Origin of the sequence: Citrobacter sp. Cf132, from assembly GCF_030333885.1 — a bacterium.
Lineage (GTDB): Bacteria > Pseudomonadota > Gammaproteobacteria > Enterobacterales > Enterobacteriaceae > Citrobacter > Citrobacter freundii.
This window is the reverse complement of sequence record NZ_JAOWFA010000040.1, coordinates 26,367-41,507: the sequence shown is the minus strand read 5'-3', so window position 1 is coordinate 41,507 and position 15,141 is coordinate 26,367. Positions and strand designations below refer to the sequence as shown.

Annotated in this window: 14 protein-coding genes; 9 read left to right on the top strand and 5 right to left on the bottom strand. The window is 51.7% G+C overall.

Features of this window, described 5'->3' with window-relative positions; translation table 11 throughout:
* Entirely contained in the window at positions 1-1,308 is a 1,308-nt protein-coding gene (locus tag OGV85_RS05080) for an SrfA family protein (protein WP_061548289.1), read from the bottom strand.
* Positions 1,309-1,590: 282 nt separating this feature from the next.
* On the opposite strand from OGV85_RS05080, the gene OGV85_RS05075 reads away from it, so the two are divergent.
* Positions 1,591-3,189, top strand: coding sequence for an ABC transporter substrate-binding protein (locus tag OGV85_RS05075; RefSeq protein WP_061548288.1), 1,599 nt, complete (start codon positions 1,591-1,593; stop codon positions 3,187-3,189).
* A 17-nt stretch (positions 3,190-3,206) separates the two neighbouring features.
* Complete coding sequence (locus tag OGV85_RS05070; RefSeq protein ID WP_003020183.1) at positions 3,207-3,440, top strand: YdcY family protein; 234 nt, start codon at positions 3,207-3,209, stop codon at positions 3,438-3,440.
* Positions 3,441-3,503: 63 nt separating this feature from the next.
* Here OGV85_RS05070 and OGV85_RS05065 read toward each other — a convergent pair whose 3' ends face one another.
* Both OGV85_RS05065 and OGV85_RS05060 read right to left on the bottom strand, forming a co-directional pair.
* Positions 3,504-3,953 (bottom strand): DMT family transporter, encoded by a 450-nt coding sequence (locus OGV85_RS05065; protein WP_061548287.1) that lies wholly within the window; start codon positions 3,951-3,953, stop codon positions 3,504-3,506.
* Positions 3,950-4,468, bottom strand: coding sequence for a GNAT family N-acetyltransferase (locus OGV85_RS05060; RefSeq protein ID WP_044702337.1), 519 nt, complete (start codon positions 4,466-4,468; stop codon positions 3,950-3,952). The genes OGV85_RS05065 and OGV85_RS05060 overlap by 4 nt, the downstream gene beginning before the upstream one ends.
* Before the next feature lie 37 nt (positions 4,469-4,505).
* Between OGV85_RS05060 and OGV85_RS05055 the strand changes: the two genes are divergently transcribed.
* The 4 genes from OGV85_RS05055 to OGV85_RS05040 all read left to right on the top strand — a co-directional run bounded on the left by OGV85_RS05055 (position 4,506) and on the right by OGV85_RS05040 (position 7,859).
* Complete coding sequence (locus tag OGV85_RS05055; RefSeq protein ID WP_003020168.1) at positions 4,506-5,081, top strand: helix-turn-helix domain-containing protein; 576 nt, start codon at positions 4,506-4,508, stop codon at positions 5,079-5,081.
* A gap of 58 nt (positions 5,082-5,139) precedes the next feature.
* A complete protein-coding gene (gene curA, locus OGV85_RS05050; protein WP_049015567.1) occupies positions 5,140-6,174 on the top strand; it encodes an NADPH-dependent curcumin/dihydrocurcumin reductase in 1,035 nt (344 codons plus the stop codon).
* A gap of 264 nt (positions 6,175-6,438) precedes the next feature.
* Positions 6,439-7,500 carry a 7-bladed beta-propeller protein YncE gene (gene yncE / locus OGV85_RS05045; protein WP_003843717.1) on the top strand — a complete coding sequence of 354 codons (1,062 nt, stop codon included), beginning with the start codon at positions 6,439-6,441 and terminating at the stop codon, positions 7,498-7,500.
* 137 nt (positions 7,501-7,637) lie between these two features.
* Positions 7,638-7,859 carry a YgdI/YgdR family lipoprotein gene (locus OGV85_RS05040; RefSeq protein WP_003020157.1) on the top strand — a complete coding sequence of 74 codons (222 nt, stop codon included), beginning with the start codon at positions 7,638-7,640 and terminating at the stop codon, positions 7,857-7,859.
* A gap of 41 nt (positions 7,860-7,900) precedes the next feature.
* On the opposite strand, the gene ansP is transcribed toward OGV85_RS05040, so the two are convergent.
* Together ansP and OGV85_RS05030 are read right to left on the bottom strand one after the other, a co-directional pair.
* Entirely contained in the window at positions 7,901-9,343 is a 1,443-nt protein-coding gene (gene ansP, locus OGV85_RS05035; protein WP_003843715.1) for an L-asparagine permease, read from the bottom strand.
* A 279-nt stretch (positions 9,344-9,622) separates the two neighbouring features.
* Entirely contained in the window at positions 9,623-11,164 is a 1,542-nt protein-coding gene (locus OGV85_RS05030) for a methyl-accepting chemotaxis protein (RefSeq protein WP_032949338.1), read from the bottom strand.
* A 507-nt stretch (positions 11,165-11,671) separates the two neighbouring features.
* Between OGV85_RS05030 and OGV85_RS05025 the strand changes: the two genes are divergently transcribed.
* Genes OGV85_RS05025 through OGV85_RS24525 form a run of 3 tightly spaced genes read left to right on the top strand, consistent with a single transcriptional unit; the run spans position 11,672 to position 15,130 of the window.
* The gene (locus tag OGV85_RS05025; protein ID WP_032949336.1) at positions 11,672-12,670 is read left to right on the top strand and encodes an MsnO8 family LLM class oxidoreductase; all 999 of its coding nucleotides are present in this window, start codon (positions 11,672-11,674) and stop codon (positions 12,668-12,670) included.
* The gene (locus OGV85_RS05020; RefSeq protein ID WP_032949334.1) at positions 12,670-13,791 is read left to right on the top strand and encodes an amidohydrolase; all 1,122 of its coding nucleotides are present in this window, start codon (positions 12,670-12,672) and stop codon (positions 13,789-13,791) included. Before OGV85_RS05025 ends, OGV85_RS05020 begins: the two co-directional genes overlap by 1 nt.
* 25 nt (positions 13,792-13,816) lie before the next feature.
* On the top strand, positions 13,817-15,130 hold the full coding sequence (locus OGV85_RS24525; RefSeq protein WP_061548285.1) for an LLM class flavin-dependent oxidoreductase: 1,314 nt from the start codon (positions 13,817-13,819) through the stop codon (positions 15,128-15,130).
* Positions 15,131-15,141: the final 11 nt, after the last annotated feature.

The following is a 15,141-nucleotide window of genomic DNA, read 5'->3' as shown; positions in this document are numbered from 1 at the left end:
TCAGGCACCTATCTTTTTGATTGTCAGAGGGATTTCCGCGTGATCGTTATAACGCGCGGTACAGGCGGCGACGTCGTTGGTTCCCGCTTTGCAGGTAATTTCAGGCATCGGATAACGTGACCCGTCTGTACAACGGGCATTGCCGCGACTCTTAATCATTAATTCACCCGACTGGTGCAAACCGGAGAAAATCTCGGCACGACAAACAATATTGTCACCATGAACCACGCGAGCAGTGCCTTTATTGGCCTGGATCTGATAGCGCAGCGACGGCGCTTTGCCGCTCACCGGATCTTTAACATCGACCATGACGCGCCAGTTACCATTGAGGAAGCGCGTCGTTCCTGCCTTCATCTGATTGGCATCCATCACCAGCGCATCTTTTGGAATCGCGGCGATCACCACCGGTCCTTCTACAGGTTTCTCTTTCTTCGCAGCTGGAGTCACTTCAGCACGATGCAGGGGCAATGCAGATGCCAGTGCTGGCAGCGGTGCCATATCAATCTTAGCGACTTCAACAGCGGCGGCTGCGGGTACGGGCTGGGTGGTCTGTTGTTTCCACAGCAGCGGCCCAACGATGGCGGCAATGATGACTGCGGCAACGGGCAGGCTCCACAGCGGCAGGCGGCGCGCAGGTTTCTCTTGTGCCAGCGGCGGTGTAACCTCCGGTTCGTTAACTATAACCGGTGGCTGTGGCTCAGGTTCAGCCGGTTTAGCCAGCTCGACGACTGGCGTTAATAAAGGCGCATCAGCCTCGGCGAAGGTGATTTCCGGGGGGATTTCTTCTTCCTGTTCCGGCTCTGCTACGGTAACGACAGGGGGAATATCGGCAACTCGCAGGCAATCGAGCACATCGTCGCGGGGATTTTCATTCAGATTAACGAAGCCCCAGAACGTAATAACGGGTTTGCCATCAACCAGAAACACGTGGTTTTCACCGGGAAACTGGATGGCTTTTTCGAGCAGAGAGCCAAACAGCTGTAGGGAGGTTTTTCCCGACTGCAGGCTTTTACGGCTCAGAGCCGCCGCATTTTCCAGCGTGCTTCCCAGATAGCGTAGCGCACGAAAACGTGCTTCTTCATCAGCGGCTTTCCACGCCACGGCTTTCCCTTCTATCGGGGAATACCAGTCAACCCGATCGCCGTTGTCGTTAATTTGTGGGATCGCCAAACAATCCACCATCGCCTGCTGTTTACGCAGACGAAGCGTTTCACGAATTTGCAATGCTGAATCAAACACGGCCTGACCACCGCCGCCCACGGCCTGATAGTCATCCAAATTGCCGCTGCGCAAGAGAGTTTTTGCCACGTTGTTACCCCTTAGACTTCTTCACGTATCTACTTTACGTTTTATAAAAACGAGCAAACGGAGAAAGAGAGGCAAAAAGGGGCTAATTTTCATGGCATAGAGTGCCGGGAAAAATCTTGACGTTTTGAAAAAGACTTAAGGGAAATTAATTCGCTTAGGGTGATGAATTATTCAGCGAAATACACCGGATTAGAATAACCTGATAGTGATTTGTTATTGGTCAGTTTTTGTCAGCTATGCTCTGATATCTCGGTTAATAATAAAATAAGAAGGCTTATAACCATGATTGCAAGGAAAACGTTACTCGCGCTGGCTCTCAGCACCGTCATTCCGTCAGGCGTTGCGTTCGCGGCCAATACTGACACCATCATCTATTGTTCTGAAGCATCGCCGGAGTCATTTAACCCGCAAATTGCCAGTTCCGGTCCCTCATTTGTGGCCAGTTCACAAGTGCTCTACAACCGACTCATCAACTTTGATCCGGTAAAGAATACCCCGGTACCATCTCTGGCAACGGACTGGACGATTTCTCCGGACGGAAAGACTTACACCTTTGCCCTGCGTCAAGGCGTGAAATTCAACAGTAATAAATTCTTTAAACCGACCCGCGACTTCAACGCTGACGACGTGATTTTCTCGGTATTACGGCAGAAAGATGCCGATCATCCGTATCACAAGGTTTCTCAGGGAAGCTATGAATACTTTAACGATGTCGGTCTGGATAAACTGATTAAAGAAGTGAAGAAGCTCGATGATTATCACGTTCAGTTTGTCCTGAATGAACCTAACGCTGCGTTTCTTGCCGACTGGGGAATGGATTTTGCCTCGATTCTCTCTGCGGAATATGCCGACGCGATGCTAAAAAAAGGTACACCGGAAAACGTCGACAACTGGCCGATTGGCACCGGGCCTTACGTGCTGCAGCAGTACAAGCAGGACTCGCAAATCCGCTATCTTGCCAACCCTAACTACTGGGATGGCGCCGTTCTAACGAAACACCTGATCTTCTCAATCACGCCAAACGTCCAGACGCGGCTGGCAAAACTGCAAACCAATGAATGCCAGATAATCCCAGCACCTGCGCCCGTACAGTTTGACGAGATTAAAAAGAATAAAGATTTGACGCTGCATTCGGTTGACGCGCTGAACGTCGGGTATCTGGCATTTAATACCGAGAAAAAACCGTTTGATAACGTACTGGTGCGTCAGGCACTAAACTACGCGACCGATAAAAAGGCCATTATTAACGCCGTCTTCTTAGGTTCCGGTACGGTGGCAAAATCGCCGATTCCACCGAATATGATGGGGTTCAATAAAGATCTGCAGGATTACGCTTACGACCCGCAAAAAGCGAAAGACCTGCTGAAGCAGGCTGGGCTGGAAAATGGCTTTGAAGCGACGCTGTGGTCAATGCCGGTCCAGCGCCCATACAACCCGAACTCCCGACGGATTGCCGAGATGATCCAGAGCGACTGGGCAAAGGTGGGCGTGAAGGCGAAAATTGTATCGTACGAGTGGGGTGAATATCTCTCCGGAATGCGTAAAGGTGAGCACGACACCGCGTTGTTTGGTTGGATGTCAGACAACGGCGATCCGGATAACTTCGCCGATGTGCTGCTGGGCTGCGACAGCATAAAAACCGGATCTAACGCCGCGCGCTGGTGCGATAAAGAGTATAATTCGCTGGTTGAAAAGGCGAAACTGGTGAGCAAACCGGAAGAGCGCGCCGCGCTTTACCAGCAGTCACAAGAGATTTTCTACCAGCAGGCTCCTTGGATAGCCCTGGCAAACGGTAAAACGTTCTACGCTACGCGTAGCAACGTCAGCGGATACAGCGTTAGCCTGATGGGCAGTGATTTTTCAAAAGCAAAATTAAATTAATGAGTTAAGGAGAGGTTATGTCGCATCTGGATGAGGTCAGCGCACGTGTTGATGCCGCCATTGAGGAGAGCGTCATTACGCATATGAATGAATTGCTGATTGAGCTCAGCGATGATGTCGCGTTGAGCCGGGAAGACCGCTATACCCAGCAACAGCGTTTGCGTACGGCTATCGCGCATCATGGCCGTCAGCATAAAGAAGATATGGAAGCCCGTCGCGAACAGTTGACCAAAGGTGGCACAATCCTCTGATTTTCCCTTATCAGGCCTACAGGAACGTTCTGTAGGCCTGATAAACGAAGTGCTATCAGGCAATTAAAACGAACGTCTCGCCACCAGCCATGCCCCGACTACCAGCAGTACCGCACCACAGACCGGCCCCACCAGCGCCCGCAGCGGCACGCCGTGACTGCGCAGAATATCCAGCACCAGCCCGCCGATTAACTGGCTGGCGACCAGCACCGCAATCGTCGTGGCAGCGCCTACATTTTGATATCCGCTGATGCTGGCGAAAACAAAGAACGATCCCAACAAGCCGGGGATGAGTGTCCACCAGCGTATGCTGGAAACCAATTCACCAAACCCTGCTAAACCTTGCTTAAACCACAATATGCTGACAAACAGCACGATCCCGACCAGCGAGTTAAGTAACATGGCGATAAGGATCGTCGAGGACGTCTGCGTAATGCGTACCATCAAGGTATTTTGCACCACCAGACCAATACCCGCCGCAATCAGAAAGGAGAGGGTCAGCATCTGGTTCATCTAAGGTCATCCGGTTCACGACGATCGTCTAACTGCAACTGCATGAAGGTCAGATCCAGCCACCGCCCAAATTTGGTTCCAACCTGTGGCATTTGCGCGGTGGTTTTAAAGCCCAGCAAGCTGTGCAGATGCAGTGATGCCTGATTCTGAGACTCAATACCTGCCACCATTACATGCTTGCCGCATGCGCGGGCTTCGTCTATCAGTCTGCTGAGTAGTGCTCGTCCGAGTCCTTTTCCCTGATGTTCTGGATGGACATACACCGAATGTTCAACGGTATGACGGAAGCCATCAAAGTTACGCCAGTCGCCAAAGGAGGCGTATCCCGTAACCACGCCATTCTCTTCACTCACCAGTACCGGATACCCCATCAATTGTCGGGATTCATACCAGGAAATACGGTTTTCGGCATCGACCGTTTGATCATTCCAGATAGCCGCCGTATGCAGTACCGCATGGTTGTAGATTTCTGCAATGGCGGCGCAGTCTTCTTTGCTGGCAAATCGAATTGACATGTTGAACCTCAGGGCTTGTTCACTATAGTATTACAATATGAATACTATTGAAGACAGTATAAATCAACGGATCAGTGCAAGAATTCGCATTGAGCGGGAATCTCGCGGTTGGTCACTCACGGAACTTGCCGAGCGCGCGGGCGTGTCGCGGGCCATGATCCATAAAATAGAACGCGGCGAGAGTAGTCCAACGGCTACGCTGCTGGGTAGACTTTCCGGTGCGTTTGGCATCAGCATGTCTACCCTGATTGCGCGGGCTGAAATGCAGGAGGGCAAGCTGCTGCGCTTCGCTGACCAGCCCGTCTGGCACGATCCGCAAAGCCACTATCTGCGCCGCCATGTTTCACCGCGCAGCGATCTACCTATCGATCTGGTGCAGATTGAATTACCCGCCGGAAGTGATATCCCGATGCCAGCTTCTTCCTATGTGCAGGCCAGACAACTTATCTGGTTACAGCAGGGGGAATTAGTCTTTGTGGAAGGGGACATACGCCATGAAATGCAGGCAGGTGATTGCCTGGAACTTGGCCCGCCGAATGACTGTCGGTTTATCAATGAAACCGCGAAACCCTGCGTTTACCTGGTTGTGCGGTTAAACCACGTCGTCAGCTAAATAGCAGGCGCAGACTGCTACTATTGATGGATTCATGCCAAAAGCAGAGGAGCACATCATGGGTCAACAGACTAATCGTAACCGTCGCTGGGTACTGGCTTCCCGTCCACATGGCGCGCCAGTCCCAGAGAACTTCCGTCTTGAAGAAGATGAGGTGGCATCCCCGGGCGAAGGCCAGGTTTTGCTGCGCACTGTTTATCTTTCCCTCGATCCCTACATGCGTGGCCGCATGAGCGATGAGCCATCTTACTCACCACCAGTAGAGATTGGTGGTGTTATGGTGGGTGGTACCGTAAGTCGCGTGGTGTCATCCCGCCATCCGGACTACCAGCCAGGCGAATGGGTATTGAGCTACAGCGGTTGGCAGGACTATGACATCTCCGACGGTAACGGACTGGTGAAGCTTGGCGCTCATCCCGAACATCCCTCCTGGGCGCTGGGTGTTATGGGTATGCCGGGGTTTACCGCTTATATGGGCCTGCTGGATATCGGTCAGCCGAAAGCGGGAGAAACGCTGGTGGTAGCCGCCGCAACCGGGCCGGTTGGCGCAACGGTTGGGCAGATCGGTAAGCTTAAAGGCTGTCGGGTAATCGGTGTGGCTGGTGGGGCAGAGAAATGCCGACATGCCACAGAGGTGCTGGGCTTTGATGTTTGCCTCGATCACCACGCACAAGATTTTGCGCAACAACTGGCAAAAGCCTGCCCGCAAGGAATTGATATTTATTATGAAAACGTCGGCGGAAAAGTATTTGATGCCGTTCTGCCATTGCTCAATACTTCAGCGCGGATTCCGCTTTGTGGACTGGTCAGTGGTTATAACGCAACGTCGCTTCCGGCCGGACCTGACAGATTACCGCTGTTAATGGCAACGCTGCTGAAAAAGCGTATCCGGATGCAGGGTTTTATCATTGGTCAGGATTATGGTCACCGCATTCAGGAGTTTCAGCGGGAGATGGGGCGCTGGCTTAAAGAGGACAAAATCCACTACCGCGAGCAGGTGACCGACGGTCTGGAAAATGCGCCACAAACCTTTATCGGTCTGCTGACCGGCAAAAACTTCGGCAAGGTAGTTATTCGTCTTGCTGAGGATTGATGCGTAAGGGTGGAAGACGGTGAATGTCTGTAACCAGGCCTGCTTCGTACGAAATGTAGGCCTGGTAAAATGCCAATGACGTTATCTGGATGAAAAGCGATTATTCATGGAGAAAATGAGAAGGTTACAACCCGAAAGCGAATAAATACTCCACATTGAGATAAATAATGATTACTATTCTCATTCTTAAAAAGGCAAAACCATGATTTTGCTCATTGAAGCTATGTGAAGCAGTAACAAACGAATTTATCAAAGGGAGTCGTCATGTCTTTACGTCATCTGTTTTCACCGCGTCTGCGTGGTTCTTTACTGTTAGGTTCACTGCTCGTTGCATCATCTTTTACTACGCAGGCTGCAGAAGAACTGCTGCGCAAAGCCGTCGGTAAAGGCGCTTATGAAATGGCGTACAGCCAACAAGAGAACGCGCTGTGGCTGGCGACCTCACAGAGCCGCAAACTGGATACCGGCGGGGTGGTTTACCGCCTTGACCCGGTCACCCTCGAAGTGACTCAGGTGATTCATAACGATCTCAAACCGTTTGGTGCCACCATCAATAACGCCACGCAAACGCTGTGGTTCGGCAACACGGTAAATAGCGCGGTAACGGCGATGGATGCTAAAACGGGCGCGGTGAAAGGACGTCTGGTGCTGGATGCGCGTAAGCGTTCTGAAGATGTTCGCCCGCTGCAGCCGCGTGAGCTGGCCGCAGATGACGCCACTAACACGGTATACATTAGCGGTATTGGTAAAGAGAGCGTGATTTGGGTGGTGGACGGCGACGCCATTAAACTGAAGGACACCATCCAAAATACCGGCAAAATGAGCACCGCTCTGGCTGTCGACAGCAAGGCTAAGCGCCTGTACACCGCCAATGCGGACGGTGAATTCATTACCATCGATACCACCACCAACAAAATTATCAGCCGCAAAAAACTGCTGGATGATGGGAAAGAGCATTTCTTTATCAACCTGAGCCTGGACACAGCGGGCAACCGTGCATTTGTCACCGACTCTAAAGCGGCGGAAGTGCTGGTAATCGACACCCGTAATGGCAACGTACTGGCAAAAGTCGCCGCGCCGGAATCCCTTGCCGTGCTGTTCAACCCGACGCGTAATGAAGCCTACGTGACTCATCGCCAGGCCGGTAAAGTGAGTGTGATCGACGCGAAAAGCTATAAAGTCGTCAAAACATTCGAGACCCCAACATTCCCGAATAGCCTGGCGCTCTCTGCCGATGGTAAAACCCTGTACGTCAGCGTGAAACAGAAATCTACCCGCGAGCAGGAGGCTACCCAGCCGGACGATGTTATTCGTATTGCGCTGTAAAAAATCAGGAGGGGGAAACCCCTCCTGTCATTTCTCTAAACCCCACGATACGCCTCGTTACACCCCGCCAGTAGCCCGACCCACTTCAGGGACTTACACTACGCCCTCAACGGCTAACTGAATAACACGGGAATACCATGAAAAAGCCATTTATCTGTCTTTGTGCAGGCGTAATGCTGTTTACCCTGGCAGGATGCACCACTGATTACGTCATGACGACCAAAAGCGGACAAACCATTACCACCCAGGGTAAGCCAAAACTGGATAAAGATACGGGAATGACCAGCTATACCGATCAGGATGGAAACGCGCGGGAAATTAACAGCAACGATGTAGCGCAGTTGATTGAAGCGAACTAAAAAAGAGGGCCTGAAGGATTAACCTTTCAGGCCTTCAGCCATTACGGCGCGGTGCGGTGGATTTCCGCGACGCGCTTACGCACGCCGAACCAGCCTGCAACCAGCAGGATGGCAATCAACGGTAATGACGCGATAGTGTAGGTGCCGTTTGGATAGTCAAACGCCATCAACACCAGCACGCTCAGCAGGAACACCAGGGTTAGCCACGAGGTAAACGGAGCGCCCGGCAGTTTAAAGCTAACGTCTGCCGTTTTACCTTCTTTTATGGCCCGGCGCAGACGCATCTGACAGACCATGATAAAACCCCACGACGCAATAATGCCCAACGACGCGAAGTTCAACACGATCTCAAACACCTGCGACGGCACCAGATAGTTAAGAAATACCCCGACGACATAGACGACCAGCGTGGCGAGGATCCCAGCCCAGGGTACCTGTTGGCGGCTCATTTTAGCCATGAATTTCGGCGCCGATCCGCCCATCGACATGGAACGTAAAATACGTCCGGTACAGTACAGCCCAGAGTTAAGGCTGGAAAGCGCCGCGGTGAGCACCACGATATTCATGATACTGCCGATATACGGCACGCCCAGTTTGGAGAAGAAGGTAACAAACGGGCTTTGCCCTGCCTGATAGGCATTCCACGGCAGTAACAGAACCAGCAGCACGACAGAACCCACATAGAACAGACCAATACGCCAGATAACGCTATTGATCGCTTTCGGCACCATGGTTTGTGGATCTTTGCATTCTCCAGCAGCGGTGCCCACCAGTTCAATGGAGGCAAACGCGAAAACCACCCCCTGAACCAGTACCAGCGCCGGCAGCAAGCCATGTGGGAAGAATCCACCGTTGTCGGTGATCAGGTGAAAACCCGTGGCGTTACCATCCAATGGCTTTCCGGTGCCTAAAAAGACGGTACCCACCACCAGGAAAATCACAATCGCCAACACTTTGACCAGTGCAAACCAAAACTCCATCTCCGCGAACCACTTCACGCCGATCATGTTCATGGTGCCGACAATGGCCAGCGCGCCGAGGGCGAATACCCACTGCGGTACATCACCAAATGCGCCCCAGTAATGCATATACAACGCCACCGCGGTGATATCGACAATGCCGGTCATCGCCCAGTTGATAAAGTACATCCAGCCAGCCACATAGGCGGCTTTCTCACCTAAAAATTCACGGGCATAGGAGACAAAGCTGCCGCTGGAAGGGCGATGTAAAACCAGTTCGCCAAGCGCGCGCAGTATAAAGAACGAAAAAATACCGCACACCAGATAAACCAGCGCCAAAGCAGGACCAGCCATCTGCAAGCGCGCGCCAGCCCCTAAAAACAACCCGGTACCAATTGCGCCGCCAATGGCGATCATCTGTACCTGTCGATTTCCCATCGCTTTGTGATACCCCTCTTCGTGGGCATTCAACCAGCGTCGTTTCGCCGCATGTTGCTCCGCGGCTTGCGTGTTGTTTGTGTTCATTACTTTTCCTGTTGACCTGACAAAAATACAAATCCTTTTTGCCGCACCTACTGCGGCGAAAACAGCCTTACCCTTCATTGAGTTACGGGGGAAAACTGCCGGCCGAGCATCCTACATTCAATTGTTCAGTTCCGCAAAGCCCCGATAACAAGAATTCAGCATTTTTGTACAGCCTGCACTGGCGCGGTGTGGCCTCGATTCAGCCAATAAAAGAGAAGGGCGTAAATACCTGGAGAGGAGTGCGCTTATCGAGACATTCACCCGATAAGCGCCGTAAGGTTATGCTGATACGCCAAAGACCTGAACGGCCTGCTGTAAGCGCGATGAACGTTGAGTCAGATCGGCGGTAGCATCGGTGACACGTTCCACCATCTCGGCATTATTGTGTGTCATGGTGCCAACGCGTGAAATCGAATCGTTAATCAGATCCAGCGCCAGGGTTTGCTCACGCGTCGCCAGACTAATATCTTTGATCATCATCGACATCTGCAGGACATCGCCAATCATCCCGGTAAGATGCGTCTCCGTTTGTTCTACCATTTTGACGCCGCTATTCACGTTGGCGACGTTCTTCTCAATCAACTGTTTGATCTCTTTTGCTGCAGACGCTGAGTGCTGTGCCAGATTACGGACCTCTGCCGCCACAACGGCGAAACCGCGTCCTGACTCTCCGGCTCGCGCGGCCTCGACCGCGGCATTGAGCGCCAGAATATTGGTCTGAAAGGCGATACTATCAATGACGCCGATGATGTCGACGATCTGCCCGTTGTCACGCGATATCGCCTGCATCATGGCGATAGTTTGTTTCATGATATCGCCGCCTTCTGCCGCATTGGCGCTGGTTTTATCGGCCATGGTCATAGTATGTGCCGCAGTCTCAGCAGTTTGCTGTACCGCGCTACCAATTTCTTCAATGGCGGCAGCGGTTTGTTGCAGGTCGGCGGAGGTTTCTTCGGAACGCTTATGCAGCGCCGTACCTTCTTTTGATACTCGCTGACTGATAGCGCGAATACCGGATATTTGCGTACTGACATCATCGACCAGTGAATTCAGATTAAGCCCGGACTGATTAACCAGACGCATCAGCATTCCGATTTCATCCACCCGATTTAAATGACAGTTATCAGGTTTTCTCCCGGATACCACTTTCTTCATTTGCGTCAGTAGCGTATTAACTGGCTGACAAATTTGATACTTAAGGTAAATAGCAAGCATCAGAAATAAGAACAGCAACCCTCCCGCCTGAATAAATGGATTAACAGGAGCAAAAAGAAATAGCACAGCGAGCAGGGCGATTACCCCTAAAGAATAATTGACGCGCTGGCTAATGCTCAGCCATTTAAACATTGATGCCCATGACAATATGCCGCGGCGAATGATAATGCCTTTAAAAAGTCGAAACCCTTTAAACTGCTGGCTATTAATTTTTTGATATAAACTTTCGCTTTGAGTTATTTCATCGCGCGAAGGAACGGTACGCACTGAAATGTAGCCAGTGAGTTTTTCATTGTGCCAGACCGGTGTAACGTTGGCGCGAACCCAGTAATGGTCGCCATTCTGCCGACGGTTTTTCACCATTCCCGTCCAGCTGTCTCCCTGCTGTAGCGTGTACCACATATCGGCGAACGCCGCGGGAGGCATATCAGGATGGCGAATAATATTATGCGGTTCGCCCATTAATTGCTGTTCGTTAAATCCGCTGGCATCAATAAATGCGGAGTTGGCGTAGGTAATATGACTTTCTTTATCCGTCGTAGAAAGCAGCGTCGTTTTATCGTTAAGTGCGTGCTCAATTTGTGTAACGGGCATGTTACTTTTCATAGAGGTCCCATGATGCTATGTATAATCCATACAAAAATCCCCGCAATGAAATCGGGGGATATTAGAAATCTGTTTTAAACCGTTTTAATAAGAGACGTTGCATTCTCTACTAATCATCATTTCTGTGGAAGTAGTTAAAATAAAAATTTCCATGTAAATCATTCATCCCACGTCATAAAAGTGAAACAATTAATACAAGCGCATAACGTTACAAGTCGTTTAAACTGACTTAACGTAAATTGCGTTAAAAAACCTTTTCGTAAAAAGAAAACTGGCATGAAATGATTTTGATGTTATTAACGTGATATCAACGACCCTATTATATTTTGTAGGCTATTAATTGCGGGTGTTTTTCAGTTTAGCGGTACTGGGCGATCCAATTTTTAACCCTGGCTGCGGTAGGGTTTGTTATCTACTTTTTAGCTGAGTAAATGTGAATTAAATGTTTCAGTATGGCTATTTGATAAATTAATAATAAAGACATGTTAACAAACATAGGCTCGTAACATGTCATATCGCCTGAGTGTTCTGGATAAAAGCCCCATCGGGGAAGGTGAAACTGCCGCGACTGCGCTTTCCCGGACGTTGCGCCTGGCGCAACTGGCGGAAGAGTGGGGGTACCATCGTTTCTGGATCGCGGAACACCATAATACGCCACAGCTGGCCAGTCCATCGCCGGAACTGGTGATCGCCTGGATCCTCGGGCAAACCCAGCGTATCCGCGTTGGTTCCGGCGGCGTGATGCTGCAACATTACAGCCCGTACAAAGTGGCGGAAAACTTCAATCTTCTGGCATCACTGGCTCCTGGACGTGTCGACCTCGGCGTAGGGAAGGCCCCTGGCGGGTTACCGTTGTCGACTCAGGCGTTACAGCATGGACTGCATCAGGAAGAAAAAGGCAGTTTTGCCGATCAGCTTTCTCAGCTTAACGGCTGGCTGGCGCTGAACGGAACGGAAAGCGGGGAAACGGTATTCCCGACGCCAATCCCACCAATACCGCCAGAAGGATTTGTACTCGGAGCCAGTGTGCAAAGCGCACAGTTAGCAGCGCAATCCGACTGGAATTTTATCTTCGCTGCGCACCTCAACGGTGACAAAGCGTTATTACGTGAGGTTTTGTCCTTCTGGCAGACCCACAGCGACCGCCCGACGATAGTCGCCGTTCAGGTGATTGTGGCTGACAGTCACGATACCGCTGCGCAACTGGCGGAAAACGTGCAAATCTGGGGCGTTGAGCTGGAAAATGGTCAACGCGTTACAGTCGCCAGCGAAGAGCAAGCCCTGGCATTCGCCGTACAGGCGGGTAGTTCGCCACGCAAAATCGCGCGTCGTGAACTGGCGTTGTTACACGGCACCGCTCAAGAGGTGATGGTAAAGCTGAATGCTCTGCATACGCAATTTGGTATTGATGAGTTCATTATCGACACGCCAGTGGCGGAGGGCCACGCGCGTCTGACATCGCTGCGTTTGTTGGCACAAGTCCATAATGCCGTGGAGGTGCTCTGATGACCCTCAGCTCAACGCTTATCAACTGGCGTCGTGAATTACATCAGCACCCGGAGCTTTCCCTGCAGGAGGAAGCAACCACCAGGCGCATTCAGGCCTGGTTGCACGCTGCGGATGTCGACATTCTGCCGTTCAAGCTGAAAACCGGTCTGGTCGCGGAAATCGGCAAGGGAGAAGATGTCATCGCGCTGCGGGCGGATATCGATGCGCTACCGATAGAAGAAAGCGCCGATGTTCCGTTTCGCTCCCTCACACCGGGCGTGATGCATGCCTGCGGGCATGACGTCCATACCAGCGTGATGCTTGGAGCAGCACTGCTGCTTAAACAACAGGAAACAACCTTACCGGGGCGAGTACGTATTTTGTTTCAACCAGCTGAAGAGAGTTTCGGCGGCGCAAAAACGTTGATCCGCGCCGGTGCGCTGCAAAACGTAGCGGCTATTTTTGGTATGCACAATGAGCCCGGTTTGCCGGTGGGCGAATTTGCCACACGCGGCGGTGCGTTCTATGCCAATGTCGATCGCTTCGTGCTGCGCATAAATGGCAAGGGCGCACATGCGGCGCGTCCGCATGAAGGCAAAGATGCCATCCTGCTTGCCAGCCAGTTGGTAACCGTGTTGCAAAGCGTTGCCAGTCGCGACGTTAACACGCTGGATTCGGTGGTACTCAGCGTGACCCGTATTCAGGGAGGAAATACATGGAACGTACTGCCAGAGTCCGTTGAGCTGGAAGGGACGCTCAGAACGCACCGGACTCAGGTACAGCAGCAGGTTAAAGCACGGGTTAATGACATCGCTGCCGGATTTGCCCATGCCTTTGGCGCACAAATAGACGTTATCTGGCATGCGGGGCCGACCGCGTTGGTGAACGATGCGCGTTGGGCCGATATCGCCACCACGGTGGCGAAACAGTCAGGCTACACCACTCACCATGCTGACCTGCATATGGGCGGGGAGGATTTTGCCGTCTACCTGCAAAATACGCCAGGCGCATTTGTCAGTATTGGCAGTGCCAGTGAATACGGATTACATCACCCGGGATTTAATCCAGACGAACGTTTAATTGAACCTGCCGCACATTACTTTGCGCAGTTAGCAAAAACGGCATTCGCACACCTTTAAGTTTACCTGTTGGGTAGGGGTTATTATGGCTGAAAATCGGCAACTACGGCTCGGAACTATTCTGCATGGCGCATCGGGAAATATGTCCGCATGGCGCCACCCGGCGGCTCAGGCCGATGCCAGTATTAATTTTGATTTTGTCAAAGAGACGGCGCTTATTGCGGAAAAAGGGAAGCTGGATTTTATTTTTGTCGCCGATGGTCTGTATATTAATGAAAAATCAATCCCGCACTTTTTAAATCGTTTTGAGCCGCTGACAGTATTATCCGCTTTGGCCAGCATCACCCAGAATCTGGGACTGGTTGGCACAGTGTCCACATCATACAGCGAGCCGTTTACGACCGCACGACAGTTCGCCAGCCTGGACCATCTCAGCAACGGGCGTGCGGGCTGGAACGTGGTTACGTCGCCTCTGGAAGGATCGGCAAAAAACTATTCTCGCGCTCAGCATCCGGAGCATGCCCAGCGTTATCGTATTGCCGATGAATATTTACAGGTAGTGAAAGGACTGTGGGATTCCTGGGAAGACGATGCTTTTACCCGTAATAAAACAAGCGGGGAATTTTTTAATCCGCATAAACTGCACACGCTAAATCATCATGGAGATTATTTCCAGGTCGCCGGGCCGTTAAATATTGGGCGTACGCCACAAGGTCGTCCGATTATATTTCAGGCGGGAGCTTCAGCAGATGGCAAGAAATTAGCGGCGCAGCATGCTGATGCCATTTTTACCCATCAGGAGTCGCTGGCAGAGGCTAAGGCGTTCTATCAGGATGTAAAAAGTCAGCTGGAAATCGCCGGACGACATCCCGATCAACTGCATATATTCCAGGGCGTCAGTATTATTGTTGGCGACAGCGCAGAGGACGTTGAGCAGCAGTATCAGACTACCGCTGCGCTGGTCTCCGTTACCGACGCGCTGAACTATCTTGGCCGCTACTTTGAACATCATGATTTTGCCCAATATCCGCTGGACGCACCGTTCCCGGATCTTGGCTCTCTCGGACAAAACAGCTTTCGCAGTACGACTGATGAGATCAAACGCAACGCGCGCGAGCGTGGCTTAACACTCCGTCAGGTTGCTCTGGAAGCGGCCAGCCCACGTCCGCGTTTCAGCGGCACGCCGGAACAGGTCGCCGACGGCCTGCAGCAGTGGTTCGACGAGAAAGCCGCAGACGGTTTTATTATCCAGGGCGGAACGCCGGATACCTTCCCGCGTTTTGTCGAACAGGTTGTCCCTGTGCTTCAGGCGCGGGGACTGTTCCGCCATGAATATCCCGGTACGACCCTGCGCGCAAGCCTGGGATTAACGACACCTGCAAATCAATTCGCACAATAAGAGAAAAACGC

What these genes read in the sequence shown, in the direction of transcription:
- curA (WP_049015567.1), top strand. Translation starts at nt 5,140, where the DNA reads ATGGGTCAACAGACTAATCGTAACCGTCGCTGGGTACTGGCTTCCCGT.
- OGV85_RS05030 (WP_032949338.1), bottom strand. Translation starts at nt 11,164, where the DNA reads ATGAAAAGTAACATGCCCGTTACACAAATTGAGCACGCACTTAACGAT.
- OGV85_RS05055 (WP_003020168.1), top strand. Translation starts at nt 4,506, where the DNA reads ATGAATACTATTGAAGACAGTATAAATCAACGGATCAGTGCAAGAATT.
- yncE (WP_003843717.1), top strand. Translation starts at nt 6,439, where the DNA reads ATGTCTTTACGTCATCTGTTTTCACCGCGTCTGCGTGGTTCTTTACTG.
- OGV85_RS24525 (WP_061548285.1), top strand. Translation starts at nt 13,817, where the DNA reads ATGGCTGAAAATCGGCAACTACGGCTCGGAACTATTCTGCATGGCGCA.
- OGV85_RS05060 (WP_044702337.1), bottom strand. Translation starts at nt 4,468, where the DNA reads ATGTCAATTCGATTTGCCAGCAAAGAAGACTGCGCCGCCATTGCAGAA.
- OGV85_RS05020 (WP_032949334.1), top strand. Translation starts at nt 12,670, where the DNA reads ATGACCCTCAGCTCAACGCTTATCAACTGGCGTCGTGAATTACATCAG.
- OGV85_RS05025 (WP_032949336.1), top strand. Translation starts at nt 11,672, where the DNA reads ATGTCATATCGCCTGAGTGTTCTGGATAAAAGCCCCATCGGGGAAGGT.
- OGV85_RS05040 (WP_003020157.1), top strand. Translation starts at nt 7,638, where the DNA reads ATGAAAAAGCCATTTATCTGTCTTTGTGCAGGCGTAATGCTGTTTACC.
- ansP (WP_003843715.1), bottom strand. Translation starts at nt 9,343, where the DNA reads ATGAACACAAACAACACGCAAGCCGCGGAGCAACATGCGGCGAAACGA.
- OGV85_RS05070 (WP_003020183.1), top strand. Translation starts at nt 3,207, where the DNA reads ATGTCGCATCTGGATGAGGTCAGCGCACGTGTTGATGCCGCCATTGAG.
- OGV85_RS05075 (WP_061548288.1), top strand. Translation starts at nt 1,591, where the DNA reads ATGATTGCAAGGAAAACGTTACTCGCGCTGGCTCTCAGCACCGTCATT.
- OGV85_RS05065 (WP_061548287.1), bottom strand. Translation starts at nt 3,953, where the DNA reads ATGAACCAGATGCTGACCCTCTCCTTTCTGATTGCGGCGGGTATTGGT.